Annotated in this window: 11 protein-coding genes; 10 read left to right on the top strand and 1 reads right to left on the bottom strand. The window is 33.7% G+C overall.

Annotated elements, in window-relative coordinates:
- Positions 1-60: 60 nt before the first annotated feature.
- The 5 genes from HLK68_RS02885 (at position 61) to HLK68_RS02865 (ending at position 4,796) form a co-directional block, all read left to right on the top strand.
- Positions 61-276, top strand: a complete 216-nt coding sequence (locus HLK68_RS02885) for a hypothetical protein (RefSeq protein WP_006784609.1) — start codon at positions 61-63, stop codon at positions 274-276.
- Positions 277-368: 92 nt separating this feature from the next.
- Positions 369-1,334, top strand: a complete 966-nt coding sequence (gene spoIID / locus HLK68_RS02880) for a stage II sporulation protein D (RefSeq protein ID WP_132942576.1) — start codon at positions 369-371, stop codon at positions 1,332-1,334.
- A 51-nt stretch (positions 1,335-1,385) separates the two neighbouring features.
- Complete coding sequence (locus tag HLK68_RS02875; RefSeq protein WP_006784611.1) at positions 1,386-2,111, top strand: M23 family metallopeptidase; 726 nt, start codon at positions 1,386-1,388, stop codon at positions 2,109-2,111.
- 164 nt (positions 2,112-2,275) lie between these two features.
- A complete protein-coding gene (gene mreB / locus HLK68_RS02870; protein WP_006784612.1) occupies positions 2,276-3,271 on the top strand; it encodes a rod shape-determining protein MreB in 996 nt (331 codons plus the stop codon).
- Positions 3,272-3,533: 262 nt separating this feature from the next.
- On the top strand, positions 3,534-4,796 hold the full coding sequence (locus tag HLK68_RS02865; protein ID WP_100068696.1) for a replication-associated recombination protein A: 1,263 nt from the start codon (positions 3,534-3,536) through the stop codon (positions 4,794-4,796).
- A 35-nt stretch (positions 4,797-4,831) separates the two neighbouring features.
- Here the strand turns inward: HLK68_RS02865 and HLK68_RS02860 are convergent, their stop codons facing one another.
- The gene (locus tag HLK68_RS02860) at positions 4,832-5,473 is read right to left on the bottom strand and encodes a YigZ family protein (protein ID WP_006784614.1); all 642 of its coding nucleotides are present in this window, start codon (positions 5,471-5,473) and stop codon (positions 4,832-4,834) included.
- Between the two features lie 282 nt (positions 5,474-5,755).
- Here HLK68_RS02860 and HLK68_RS02855 point away from each other — a divergent pair, with 282 nt between their 5' ends.
- The 5 genes from HLK68_RS02855 (at position 5,756) to HLK68_RS02835 (ending at position 15,154) form a co-directional block, all read left to right on the top strand.
- The gene (locus HLK68_RS02855; RefSeq protein ID WP_006784615.1) at positions 5,756-6,622 is read left to right on the top strand and encodes a DegV family protein; all 867 of its coding nucleotides are present in this window, start codon (positions 5,756-5,758) and stop codon (positions 6,620-6,622) included.
- A gap of 30 nt (positions 6,623-6,652) precedes the next feature.
- Complete coding sequence (locus tag HLK68_RS02850; protein WP_006784616.1) at positions 6,653-7,504, top strand: DegV family protein; 852 nt, start codon at positions 6,653-6,655, stop codon at positions 7,502-7,504.
- Positions 7,505-7,623: 119 nt separating this feature from the next.
- Entirely contained in the window at positions 7,624-8,514 is an 891-nt protein-coding gene (locus tag HLK68_RS02845; RefSeq protein WP_006784617.1) for a DUF4300 family protein, read from the top strand.
- Between the two features lie 118 nt (positions 8,515-8,632).
- Complete coding sequence (locus HLK68_RS02840) at positions 8,633-9,778, top strand: YibE/F family protein (protein ID WP_006784618.1); 1,146 nt, start codon at positions 8,633-8,635, stop codon at positions 9,776-9,778.
- 165 nt (positions 9,779-9,943) lie between these two features.
- Positions 9,944-15,154, top strand: coding sequence for a CehA/McbA family metallohydrolase (locus HLK68_RS02835; protein ID WP_009606110.1), 5,211 nt, complete (start codon positions 9,944-9,946; stop codon positions 15,152-15,154).
- Positions 15,155-15,407: the final 253 nt, after the last annotated feature.

The following is a 15,407-nucleotide window of genomic DNA, read 5'->3' as shown; positions in this document are numbered from 1 at the left end:
TTATAGTTTTTATTTTTTATCACTACTAGAGCATGTGTAAACTAGTATCGGAGGGATTTTATGAATGTTCAAGCTTATTTTATGATTATATGGTACATCTTAGTCTTACCCATTGTGTTTAAGATGTTAATGTCTTTACAACTAGAAAAATTATTTAAAAGAGGGACTCATCGTAATGATGTGATTATTTTGTATATTGTATTAACCGTAAGTATCTCAAAATTATTTATTGATTACTTTATTGATATCTTTACATTACTTAAATCAATTTTTTAATAAAAAGCTGATGGTTTAGTCATATCTTTATCGCCTATGCATAGAGTTGAATAGTACACCAAATACTGATTCATAATAGATAGGTGATGAATATGAAAAAAATACCAGCTCTAATTTTATCTTTTATCTTATTACTAGTTATAATTCCGATGTTATCTCAAATTATCTATTGTTCAACTCAAACTGTTGTAGAGAAAGTTATGCATCTCCCTACTCAAAATGTAGATTCTTCACAAGAAACTGAAGCCTCAAAAGAAAATGTTGTGACTGTTTTTCGTGAAGAGAGTAATAGTTATGAAGAGTTGTTGCTTGAAGAGTATATCGTGGGTGTTGTCGCGGGTGAAATGCCAGCTGCCTATGAGTTAGAAGCTTTAAAGGCTCAAGCAGTTGCCGCAAGGACTTATACACTCAATCAACTACAATCTGAAGATTACATGCATGATACAGTTAAACATCAAGTTTATTTTGATGAATCTCAAATGCGTGAACGTTGGGGAGATGAGTTTGATAAATACTATTCTAAAGTGAAGCAAGCTGTACTTGAAACGGAAGGAGAGATCATTGAATACAATGGTGAGATGATTACTCCATTTTATTTTTCTATTAGCAATGGATATACAGAAAATGCTGAAGATTATTGGTCAGTTGAATATCCATACTTAAAAAGTGTCAGTAGTCAGTGGGATTTAACAGCCCCCACTTACGAGCAAGTGACTGAATTTAGTTTAACAGCATTACGTAATACGTTTAATGATTCAAGTCTTACAAAAAATGATTTTAAAATCTTAAGTTATACATATGGAGGTAATGTAGAGGAGATTTCAGTAGGTGATACTGTCTATAGCGGTCGTGAATTTCGAGAAAAACTAGGTTTAAGATCAAGTGATTTTTCTTTGGAATTTAAAGACAATAAAGTGTTTATTACGACATATGGCTACGGTCATGGGGTCGGAATGAGCCAATATGGGGCTAATCAACTAGCTAAACAAGGGAAAAACTATCAAGAAATACTCCAATATTATTACCAAAATGTTAATATTATTGAAAAAAATTCCTAAAATTGAATAAGTTAGTAAAAAAGTGGTCATCATAACGGTGAGGTGATGACTATGAAATTAAAAGAAAAAATGACAAATGTAAAAAACAAAAAATTATTTAAACGTATTGACCCTATTAGCTTAGCACTTGTAGTCTTATTAGGAGCATCTGCTGTATTTGCCGGAGTTCAATTATATGTGAACCAATCATCGGAAGACTTAACAGTTCAAAATCCAGCTAATGGGAATAACAATGATTTAATCTATACAGACAATGGAGAATTACAAACGATGAATAATCAATCAGAGGCTGTAGATGCCGCTGCATTAGGTGAAGTTATTAGTTCTCCATTAGATAGTGAAGACATTGAGGTAACAAAATATTATTATAGTGACACAGTTGAAACTGATGTTCAAACTCAAAGTTTCTTCTACTATCCTGTTGGTCAATCAATGTATAGCCATGAATCAAAAGGTATGAGTTTCAAAAGTTCAAATGATGAAGTTGCTAATGTTGTAGCATCTCTTACAGGAACTGTTACATCGGTAAAAGATGAAATCTTAAAAGGTACGATTGTGACAATTGAACATGCTAACGGAGTGAAAACGATTTACAATGGTGTTTATGATGTTAAGGTAAGCGTTGGAGATTCAGTCTCTCAAGGAGATGTATTAGGAACAACTGGACTTTCACAACTTGAACCAGACGCAGGAAATGTGGTGCACTTTGAAATTATGAAAGATGAAGTTAAAATTGACCCACAATCTGCTATTAATAAAAAATTAAGTGATTTATAAAAGCGAAAAAAGCACTAATGAGCATTAGTGCTTTTTTTGTTGAAAAAACTAAAGAGGAGAAGGAAAAGTTGTAGTCGGTTCAATATATTTGTGTTAAAATATAAAATAGTGATGAATTATTTAGACATACTAATACTGAAAAATTAGTTTGGAGGAAGGAAAGTATGCTATTTTCTAAAGATATAGGAATCGACTTAGGTACTGCTAACGTCTTAATATATGAAAAAGGTAAAGGAATCGTTCTTGAAGAACCATCTGTAGTTTCAATTGATGCTCAATCAGGTCGTATGATTGCAGCGGGAGAAGAAGCCCGTCAAATGCTTGGTCGTACACCAGGTAAAATTGAAGTTGTTCGTCCAATGAAAGATGGAGTTATTGCTGACATTGAGGCAACTGAAATGATGTTAAAACATTTTATCAATTCGTTAAACATTAAAGGAATGCTTTCACAACCTCGTATTATGATCTGTTGCCCAACTAACATTACTTTAGTTGAAAAAAATGCTATCCGTGAAGCTGCTGAAAAATGTGGTGCACGTGAAGTATTCATTGAAGAAGAACCAAAAATTGCTGCTTTAGGAGCGGGGATGGATATTTCTAAACCATCTGGTAACATGGTAATCGACGTTGGTGGAGGAACTGCAGATATCGCTGTTTTATCGCTTGGGGATATCGTAACATCTGCTTCAATTAAAATTGCAGGTAACCGTTTTGATCAAGACATTGTTGATTATATTAAAACAAATTATAAATTATTAATCGGGGATCGTACAGCTGAAGAAATTAAAATCAGTGTTGCGACAGTTTATCCAGAAGGTCGCGAAGAAGAATTACAAGTTCGTGGACGTGACTTAGTATCAGGATTACCTCGTACAATTACTATTTCATCAACTGAAGTAGAAGAAGCTTTACGTGAATCAGTACGTATTATTGTTCATGCAGCGAAAAATGTTCTTGAACAAACTCCTCCAGAATTATCAGCTGATATCATGAATAAAGGTATCGTCTTAACAGGTGGTGGAGCCTTATTACATGGCCTTGACCGCTTATTAGCTGATGAGTTACATGTTCCTGTCTTTGTAGCAGATAATCCATTACACTGTGTAGTAGTTGGAACAGGAATTATGTTAGATCATATTGATAAGATTCGTCGTCGTTAAAACATTTAAAAGCTTCGGAGGTTTCCGAAGCTTTTTTTTTCTATAGCGAAACAAAATTATTTTTGACTAGCAGTTGATGATTGTTTTGTAAGTAAAATATTAGTGAATCTATATTTGTTGAAGTACTCTTTATTTTTGGATTTTTTTCTACAGATTTATCCTCTATTAGTAGGGAGGGATGTAGTGAAAAGATAATCTGAATTTATATATTTGAAAATTTGTAGTTTATTTAACCATAATACAAGGGAAGGGGGAATTCATGATGAAACCATTAGCAGATTTAATACGTCCAAGGACTTTAGATGAGGTAGTTGGCCAGCAGCACTTAATTGGAGAAGGGCAGATTTTACGAAAGTTAATAGAGGTTAATCATATTCCAAATTTAATCTTTTATGGTCCTTCTGGTACAGGGAAAACGACGATTGCAAATATTATTGCGAGTTTATCGAATAAAAAGATTTATAAGTTAAATGCGACGGATGCAAAGACTGAAGATATTAAACAAATTATTAGTAGTTTGAATACACTGGAAGGAATGAATGGAATCTTTTTATATTTAGATGAGATTCAAAACTTCAATAAGAAGCAACAACAAACGTTACTAAAATATATTGAAACAGGTCAAATTACATTAATTACGAGTACAACAGAGAATCCTTATTTTACGATTTTTAGTGCGATTTTAAGTCGTTCTACAATTTTAGAGTTTAAGTCTTTAACACCTGAAGAGATTGTAGATGGATTGAAGAGAGCGGTTGAATTAGTAGAGTCAGAGTTTTATTTGTATCCACTGACGGTAGAAGAGGAAGCTTTAAATTATATTGCAAATGTAGCCAATGGTGACTTACGTCGGGCCTTAAATGCATTAGAGATTGCGTTGTATCCAAATTGTAGGACAGAAGGATTTGTTCTAAATTTAGAAGTTGCAAGAGAGTGTACTGTAACAGCTGGCTTTTCTTATGATCGATTTGGCGATCAACATTATGATACGTTAAGTGCTTTTCAAAAATCGATTCGTGGAAGTGACCCTGATGCTGCTATTCATTATTTAGCCCGTTTGATTAAAGCAGGTGATTTAACTTCTATTTGTAGACGATTATTGGTGATTGCAGCAGAAGATATTGGGTTAGCTTATCCACAAGCTGTTTCGATCGTTAAGAGTTGTACGGATGCTGCGATGCAGCTAGGGTTCCCTGAGGCACGTATTCCATTAGCTCAGGCGGTTATTTTACTTGCCAATAGTCCGAAATCGAATTCTGCTATTTCTGCGATTGATGAGGCATTAGCAGATTTAAAAATAGGAAATGTAGGTGACATTCCTAAACATTTACGTGATGCTCACTATGGTGGGGCAAAAGATTTGGGAATTGGAACAGAATATAAATTCCCTCATAATTATCCTAATCATTACGTGAAACAACAGTATTTACCGAATCGCTTAAAAGATAAAACGTATTATCACGCAGGGGCGAATAAGATTGAACAGGGATTTGTTGGGTATCAAAATTTTATAAAACAGAAGTAAAAAAGACATTATCCAGTTTGTGGATAATGTCTTTTTTAGTTTTCTCGTTGATAGGGAATTTCTCTGAATGATGTTTCACCAGCTATAACGTCTGCTTTTCCATTTGTCATGTCGATGACCCAATTTTTAAATGCTTCTTCTGCTTCTACATCGATTAAAACTTCAACTGAAATTTTATCTGTATAATGAACTTGACTTAAGATGTAGTCTGTTCCTTCTAAGCGATTTTGAATCGTACCAAGTAGGGTGTAGTCGGCATTGATGAACATGGTTTTCATTGTTTTACGCTCAACGACTCCGAGTTCTTTAATCGCCTCTGACACGGCTTTTCCATATGTACGAATTAGGCCGCCAGCTCCAAGTTTAATTCCACCAAAGTAACGTGTGACGACGACTACGCAGTTTTTGATTCCTTGTTTTCGAAGGACTTCAAGCATTGGAACGCCAGCTGTTCCACTTGGCTCGCCATCATCATTTGCTTTTTGAATTTCGTTGAAGTCTCCAACTTGATAGGCTGAGCAGTTATGTGTGGCATTCCAATGGATTTTTTTGATTTCTTTGATAAATTCCATCGCATCTTGATCATTATAAACACGTTTCACGTGACAAATAAAACGAGATTTATCTACAATGATTTCATTTTCCCCATCTTGTGCGACCATTAAATAACGTTCCATGTAATCACCTCATGTTCTTTGGTTTAATTATATCGAATTCTAGATTAAAAACCAACTATTTAGGGAATTTGTATTTTCTAATATAATGCATGAATATAATGGAAAAGTTCATATTATAGTAGAGGATTAGTATTTAAAAAGTTGACTTTTTTTTGATTTAAGTTAAAATAGAACAGAAAGCTTTGAAAATAAAACTATTTTTCGTTCGTTAAGATGAAGTCGAATATTTGAGTCATTATAAAATATGTTATAATATTGATAGTTAAGATAATGAGGTGGATTATGAAAATTGCAATTGTAACAGATAGTCTTACGCATTTAACGACATCTGATTTAGAACGCTATCCATATGTTTATTATGGATATTTAAATGTTATTGTAAATGATCAAACTTATGTAGAGCATAAAGAAATCAATAATAAAGAGTTATTTAATCTAATTGATAGTGGTGCATCATACTCAACATCACAGCCATCACCTGATGTGTTTGTTCAGATTTATGAGCAAATCAAAGATGAGTATGATTATATTTTAAGTTTACATTGTACACCAAAAGTAAGCGGAACAGTTAATGCGGCACGTATTGCTAGTACAATGGTAGATGGATTAGAAGGACGTATTTCGGTTATCGATTTAAATACCGCATCAATTGGGGAAGAAAATATTATTATTAAAGTTTGTCAATTAATCGATGAAGGAAAATCATTAGATGAATTATTAAAAGTGATTGAATTTTATCGTAATCATACAACACTTTGTTTAGTCATTGATGACTTAAATACGTTAGTTAAAACGGGGCGTTTATCTAAAACAGCAGCAAGTATCGGTAATTTATTAAATATTAAGCCAATTATCGGGTTAGTTGATGCCCAGCTTGATGTTTTGGATAAAGTTCGTACAAAAAAACGTGTATTAAAATGGATGGTAGAACATTTAAAAGAGGAAATCGAAAAGTCTGGTAAGCAGATTGTTCGCCTTACTTATTCTAATGATTTAGAGTTAGCACAAGAGTTGAAAAAATTAATGGAAGAAGCTTGCGGTGATCAAGCAGAAGTTCATGTAGGAAATGAAATTGGCCCAGTTATGGCGATTCACTTTGGTCGCGGAGGCGTAGGAGCTTGCTGGATGCCAGATCAATATAAAATTTAATTAGCAAACTAGATTTGGGAGGAAAATGATATGGCAAAAGTCGCGATTGTATCTGATAGTACAGGTTGTATTCCTGCAGAGACTGTAAAAGCTTTAGATATTTATGTTAACTATATTTCGGTGGTTTTTGGAACTGAGTCTTATCGAGAATTTATTGATATGTCTCCTGAGGAGTTTCTTGAGCGTAGTGCCAATTACAACGGGTTACCAACAACTTCACAACCATCTCCAGGACAAACGATAGCTTTATATGAATCATTATTTGAACAAGGGTATGAAGATATTATTCATATTAACATTTCAAGTCAATTAAGTGGTAGTCATCAAACAGCTTTAACATGTGCAGAAATGGTTAACCCTGAGCATATTCACGTATTTGATTCACGTACTGTTACTTATACACAAGGTATGTTTGCTGTTTATGCAGCAATGAAAGCTAAAGAAGGAGCGTCAGCTCAAGAAATTTTAGAATACTTAGAAATGATTCGTGAAAATAATCAATTTTACGCAGCTATTAATGATTTAACTAATTTACGTAAAGGTGGACGTTTATCAAATGTTGAAGCAGCATTAGGTAGCTTACTACAAATTAAACCTATTTGCCAAATTCAACCTGATGGAACATTCCAAGCTGTTGAAAAGATTCGCACGTTTAAAAAGGCATTAAAGCGTTTAATTGAAATTTCAAAAGAGGCACAGTTAACAGAAGATTATCAATTAGTTGTGATGCATATTGGGAATGAAGAGGCTGCAAAAACAGTTCAAACAGAATTACAAGAAATTTATCCAAATCATGAAATTAATATCTATTCAATTTCATTAGTAGTAGCTGTTCATGGGGGACCAGGAGCAGTTGCCGTTGGTTGGGTAAAACATAAATAATACTAAAAAAAGATTACTGATTTCAGTAATCTTTTTTAGTATTTTAAAACTTTTTTCTTGATGTTTGCGTCTAATAGGTAAATAATAAAACAGACTTTAAATAAGTGGAGGATTTTAGTATGAAGAAATATTTCTTACTAGTAGGAACAGCTATTGTATTAGTTACAGGATGTAGTTCTAAAAAAGTAGAGTTAGAATCAATATCAGAAGAAAGTACGGAAGTGCAACAATCTATCCCCTTTACATACTCATTCTTAAATGATGACGAGACTCAACATAAAGTTTCGGCTTTATTATTAGAAAATGGTATTTCTCAGTCAGCTATTAATTCATTTTTTACATCGGTCAATCATTTTAATAAACTAGCTGTGGATACGCTAGACACGAAGGTAGGATTTGAAACAATTAATCTTTTTGACTTATCGATTGATTATGCATATATTCAAGAACAATGGGATAATCAAACAGATTATTTAGATCAAAATTGCCGATTAACAGTTTTTAACTTAATGAAGGAACTAATTAAAATAGATACAGAAGACGTTATCTCAGACGAAATGAATAATTTAATATTTGATGAAGAGATTATTAAAGAAAATCCTAATATTCAGTTTACAGATGAAGAAGCAAGTGCCTATCATAACTTTTATACGGCGATTTCAACAAAAGAGACGACTGATCAAAGTTTTCATGTTAAACAAATTCAAAAGGAATGGAAAAATCGTGGGATAAAGTTTGAGACGGACGATAATATTTCAATTATCAGTGTTTTCTTAAATTACAACGAGGATAAATCACTATTTATTGGGCATACGGGTGTTTTAATTAAAACAGATGATGGATATTTATTTTTAGAAAAGGTGGCCTCAATGGAACCCTACATTGTTTCAAAATATAGCAATATAGATGAATTCAAAGCCTATTTAACGGCTCTTTATGGGAATCATGTATTCGATGGTGGAAGTAAACCAATTTTCATGCAAAATGATAAGTGGTTAAATGCTGAATAAAAAAATTGTATAATAATGTAATATTTTGTTAAAAAAAAGGAATGTTGTATAATGATTATGAACAACATTCCTTTTTTTATGGAGAGGTATGTGAGGATTATAGCTAGGAGGATTAATTGTGAAGAAATTGGTGAAAGAGATTATGCCCATTATTTTGACATTGCTAGCATGCTTTGTCATTGTCGTTGTATCGGATTCTATTTTTCAAGGAGGATATCTACCTAATCGATTAAATCGGGATATTCAGTATTATGAAGCAACGGTTTTAGAAGTGATAGATGAAGAGTTAGGACCTGATAATTATACAGGAGAATTCACAGTCGGATTACAAAATATACGGGTTCAGATTACCGAAGGGCCATATTCGGGAGAACAACATGTTTTTAAAAATTATGTAAGCCGTCTATATAATACAGTGGTTAAAAAAGGTACAGATATTATAGTTGGAGCTTATCTAGAAGATGGCGAAATTATGGATTTAACAACAAATACGTATAAGCGTAGTCATGTCATTGTGATATTGGCGATTATTTTCTTTGTATTAGTTGCTTGGATTGGAAAGTTAAAGGGTGTAAAATCGATTGTTTCATTATTATTTACTGGGACTTGTGTTATCTTTTTAATGCTACCGTTAATGTTAAACGGAATGAACCCAGTATTAGCGGCAACCATTATAGTCTTTTTAAGTACCTTTGTAACATTAGGACTTGTTTCAGGAATTAATAAGAAGACATTGGCTGCTATTATTGGAACGTTATCAGGTGTCTTAATTGCAACTCTTATTGCCTATTTGTTTGGAAATTGGTCGCATTTATCAGGTGGAACGATGCAAGATACAGAGGCTTTACTCTATGTGTCAGAGACTAGTAAACTTCAAATAAAAGGGTTAATGTTAGCAGCGATATTAATTGCATCGCTAGGGGCGGTCATGGATGTTGCGATGTCAATTTCTTCATCGTTATTTGAATTAATCTCAGTAAATGAACAATTAACATTTAAAGAATTAGTCCGAAGCGGAATGAATGTTGGAACTGATATGATTGGTACAATGACGAATACGTTAATTTTAGCTTTAGCAGGTGGATCATTAACAACGATGATTTTGATTTTTACTGCATCAATTAGTGAAAAACAGTTAGTTAACTTAGATGTGTTAGGCACAGAATTAATTCAAGGATTATCAGGAAGTATTGGAATTGTTATAACGGTTCCCATTACAGTGGTTGTGACGGCATATTTATGTAAAATGAAAAAAGTTGATTAGAGATAATCAACTTTTTTATACAAATATTACTAAATTATGACAAAATTTTTATATTTTTAACAATAAATTAATTATTTTTTTCCAAAAAATTGTTATAATGGAAATAAATCTGAAAATATTAAAGGCCATTTTTATTTTCAGAAAATAAGTAATATGGAGGATATTATGAGGACAACAATTTTTAAAAAGGTATTAAACAGTGTGTTAGCTGTTAGTATCGCAACAACGGGATTTGTAATCCCTACACCGAAATATTTTGTTCATGCGGAAGAAGTGGCGGTACAGAAAGTAGTTTTATCAGAAGGTTTTGATAACTATATAAATGAAATGCCGAGTGGGTGGTTAGAGGAAAATGCGTATGGACAACGTCCAAACTATAATAACATCTCAAATAGTGGATTAGCTGCGCCATCTGTTAAACTTGGAAGTAATGGACAAACACTAACAACACCGATGTTTGTATTAGATAATGTAGGAACGTTATCTTTTGTCGCAAAAGGTAATGGAAATAATGGTGATTTTTCTTCAGAGCTTGTTGTTAAAGTTCTTAATAATGGGATTTGGGAAACTATTTTATCAGAGGTTATTTCTCAAGATAAACAAACATTAACTTTTGAGCTTGCCCAAACGGTGACACAAGTTCAATTTATGATTAATAAAGTGGTTGGGAATGTGATGATTGATGATGTTAAAGTCACAACAACATCTACTTCTACTGATGCAGAATTACCAAGTGAGCCAACACCAGATGTTGTTCCGTTAGAAGGTTTAGTTCTAACAGGAGCTTCTAAGCTTGCTGTGGGGGTTGAATCAACGTTAAAAGTTGAGTATCAACCAGAAAATACAACACAAACAGAAGTAACGTATGCTTCAACTGATGAGAATGTTATTACTGTAACACCTGAAGGAAAAATAACAACTCATGCTGAAGGACGTTCAATGTTAACGGCAACATCAACTGCTAACCCAAGTTTAGTAGCTGAAAAATTAATCATTGTAGAAAATACGCCAGTTGTGGAAGAAATCGTTGTTTTTGATGAAGGATTTTCTTCTTTCCCAACGTTAGCTGATGGTTGGAGTACAAATGTAACTGAAACTTATAGTGGACCTGCACTGAAGATGAACCAAAAGGATCATTTTATTCAAACGCAAGAGTTTGGACTTGGTGATACTGCAAAGTTTTACTTAACTGTGAAGGGAAATTCTTCTCAAGCTTCAGGAACAACAGTTTTAGCGGTTCAATATCAATCTGATTATGGAACTACTTGGCATACGTTAGCAGAGATTAGTGAAATTACTGGAAGTGCTGTGAAGCATGAGTTAGAGGTACCAGCTAATGCGACTCGTTTACAAGTTGTTGTAACGACTAAAGGTCAAATGAATGTTTCATTAGATGACTTAAAATTAGTAGCTACTTCATTAAAGGATAAAGAACCTGATACAGAATTACCTGTTATTGAACATACGGCCCTAGCAGAAGGAAATCTTGATTATGATTTAGTGGTTAAAGCCAATGTATCAGATAATCGTAAACTTGCTAAAGTAACATTAAATTATCGTGTTGCAGGGACTGAAAAGTTCCGAACAATTGAGATGGCTTTAGTGGACGGTTTATATGAAGGCACGATTTCTAAGTCTGATTTATCAACAGATGGAATGGAATATTATATTGAAGCAGTAGATGCTGAAGGAAATAAAGCACAGACTGATACATATCAGGTTAAAATTTCTGATTTAGATAAGGTTGCGCCTCTTATTACGAGTCTATCTCCAGCAGATAATGCAAACTTAGGTAAAAATAAAACACCTAAAATTTCTGCTAAATATTCTGATCGTTCAGGAATTAACACAGAGTCAGTGAAGTTATTCTTAAATGGTGAAGAAGTAACTAAAAAGGCAACAATTACTGAAACTGAGGTAACGTACCAAGTTGAAAAAGAATTAGAAAATGGAACTTATTCGATTAAGTTACAGTTAGAAGATAAAGTAGGAAATGCCGTCGAAAAAGAGTGGAGCTTTAAAGTTGCTGATGTTGCTCGAAATTTATATTTTGGACAATTACACTCTCATACAAATTTATCAGATGGTCAAGGAACAATCGATGAAGCTTATACGTATGCTAAAAATCAAGCAAAAGTTGATTTCTTAGCGGTAACTGATCATTCAAACTCATTTGATAATGATACACAAGCGAGTATTGCTGATGGATCAATGAGTACGAAGTGGAATACAGGATTAGCAGCGGCTGATAAGTATAATGAAGATGGTGTGTTTACAGCATTATATGCTTATGAAATGACTTGGTCAGCGGGTACTGGGAAGTATGGACATATGAATACGTTCAATACACCAGGGTTTGAGACGCGTACAAATGCAGCAATGGATTTAAAATCGTATTATAATGCCTTAAAAACGCAAGAACAATCAGTTTCACAATTTAACCATCCTGGAACAACATTTGGTGATTTCGTAGACTTTGGATTCTATGATGAACAAGTGGATGAATTAATTACATTGATTGAAGTAGGGAATGGTGATGGACCGATTCGTGGAAGTGGACATTTCCCATCTTATGAGTATTATACTCGTGCGTTAGATAAAGGATGGCACGTTGCTCCAACAAATAACCAAGATAACCATAAAGGGTTATGGGGAAATGCAAATACAGCGCGTACTGTAATTGAAGCGGAAGAGTTAACACGTGAAAGCCTATATGAAGCGATTCGTGAACGTCGTGTTTATTCAACAGAAGATGAGAATTTAGAGATTTCATATGAGTTAAATGGTGCGACAATGGGGTCTATTTTATCTGAGCAATCAGAAGCTAATGTAGTGGTAACAGTATTAGATCCTGATGCTGGAGATACGATTGATAAAATTCAATTAATCACAGATGGTGGGCGCGTTGCTCATGAGGTTACAAATGTAAATGCGACTGAAAAAGAATGGAAGTTAACATTTACTCCAGATGCATCATCAACTTACTATTATGTAAAAGTGGTTCAAGGAGATAAAGATATCGCGGTAACCGCTCCAGTCTGGATTGGGGAAAAAGAAAATGTAGGTATTTCAAACGTTGAAGCAAGCTCATCTAAATTATTAGTAGGAGATGAGGTAACGGTTGAAACAGTTGTATTTAATAATGAAAGTAAAGCTATTACCAATGCTAAAGTAGAATATTATGTAAATGGATCAACAGAAGCTGTTGCAACAGATTCATTAGCTATGATTGAAGCATCAAATAATGGTTCTTTAAAAGCAACATTCCCAATTACGAAAAAAGGGAAAAATGTGATCGAAGCAGTGCTCACATTAACGATTAATGGTGCTGTTCGTGAATATACAGAGCGTATTGAAATTACAGCATTTGATTCAAGTGAAGTAAGCCATGTTTTAATTGATGGAAGTAAGATGAATGGATACGTAACCGGAAACTATGCTGGAAACATGAACTATGTAACTGAATTAGTAGGCCAAGAAGGTGGAGTTGTTAAGATTAATACTGAAACAATTACATCTGAAATTTTAACTGGAATCAATGTTTTAATTATTACAGATCCAGAAAATGATTTTGTTTACAGTAATGAAGAGGTCGTAGCAATTAAAGCCTTTGTTGAAGCAGGTGGGGATTTAATCGTCACATCTAAAGCTGATTATAAAGATCAAACGGGTCAGTTTGGAAACGCAGCTCAAGGAAATAAAGTTTTAGAGGCAATCGGTGCAACGATTCGATTCAATGATGATCAGGTTGTAGATCCAGTTGAAAATGGTGGGCAAGCATACCGTTTATACTTCGATGATTATAATGAAGAAAGTCCCTATACAAAAGGAATTGATTTTGGAAAAATAGAGCAAGGTAATTCAAAAAATACGGATTATAAATTTAGTTTCTATAGTGGAAATTCAGTTTTAGTTCCGGCAGATGCAACAAATGTTGATGTTGTGGTAAAAGGGCATGAGACTACAACGAATGATGACGCGGATAAACAAGGCGATTATACTCCATTAAATCCAGGTGACATGGTTGCGTTAGCAGTTGAAACTTTACCAAATGGATCTAAAGTAGTAGCGTCGGGTGTAACGTTCTTCTCAGATTTCGAAATGAATCCAAAGAATGATTATTCAAACCGTACGATTGTAACAAATTTAATCAATGATTTAGCGCCAGCGAAAGAAGCGCAAATCACCCCTATTAAAGAACTTCATACTGATCTAGATGGGGATAATATGCCAGATTTAGCAGGTGAAACTCGTACAATCGAAGGTTATGTGACTGCTGGGAACTCTAACTCAAAAACAACGTTCTTTGATGTTATTTATGTACAAGATGAAACCGGTGGGATTACGATTCACCCAATTTCAAATTTAAAATTAAAACTTGGACAAAAAGTACGTATTACAGGTGTGGTTGGAGCTTATGAAGGTGATACTCAATTAGGAAATGTGAATGAAGCATTAGATGTTGAAATTCTTGATGAGTCAATTAACTTAGTGAAACCAACATTCATGTCAACTGCAGATAGTATGTTAGAAGAAACTGAAGGTTTATTAGTAGCCGTGAAAGGAACAGTAACTCGAATTGATACTGAAAAAGGAAATATCTTTGTTAATGATGGAAGTGGAGAAGCTCGTGTCTTCATCAATGGATATATTGGTGGAAGTAAAGTAGATGAGATTGATTCATGGAAATCACGTATTTCAGTAGGAGATACGTTATATGCTGTTGGATTATCAGCAGAGGACCCAGAAGGATCACGTATTCGTGTTCGCGATACTGATGAATTAGTGGTTATTGATGATGAAACGCCAGAAATTCCAAATCCAGAGGTTCCTGAATATAGTATTCCTGATTCAATTTTAGGGGCAATTAATACAGCTGTGATTAAACCAATGACAGGAAATGGATCAGTGGAAAGTCCATTAATGTTAAATGCATCAAGTGCAACTTTAACAGATGTTGAAGAAATGATAAATGGATTCCAAGGATATACGGTTAAAGTCACTTTATTAGCGGAAGCATCAAATGAATTCCAGTATTCTATTCAATTAATTCCAAATACAAGAAGTGGTGAAACTATTTCATTAATTTTAACAGTTTCAAAATCTCAAACTGAAGTTGTAAATTATTTAAATTCATTAATTAACACTTCAGGTGGCGGTTCTAATTCAGGTGGAAATCATAGTGGAAACACAGATGGAAGCAACAATAATTCAAACGACAACTCAACAAATCATTCAACGACTTCAAACCCATCAACAGGTAAACCCGAAACAGGATATCAAGTAATGGGATGGATGTTAGGTGGTATTGCATTTATCGTTGCTGGATATGTAGCATACGTAATTTATAATAAACGTCAAAAAGAAGTAAAATAATTTAAAAGACTGACTCCAAAGGGTCAGTCTTTTTTTCGCCAAGATAAAAGAAAGTAGACTTTTCTGTCTTCAAAATATGGTTAAAGTGTATTAGGAAAACTACTATATTCGGAAATACGAATGCCGCACGTTAAAGCGAATTTTTTTCCTCTTTTCTGTCATGGTTCGACAACGTAACCGTTTACAGTGTGGCATTATTATCTTGTGAATTAATGTGAAATTAGAATGGAGGGAGTAAAGAATTTTAATCGGT

Origin of the sequence: Turicibacter sanguinis (assembly GCF_013046825.1) — a bacterium.
Classification (GTDB): domain Bacteria; phylum Bacillota_I; class Bacilli_A; order MOL361; family Turicibacteraceae; genus Turicibacter; species Turicibacter sanguinis.
This window is presented reverse-complemented; position numbering and strand designations above follow the sequence as displayed.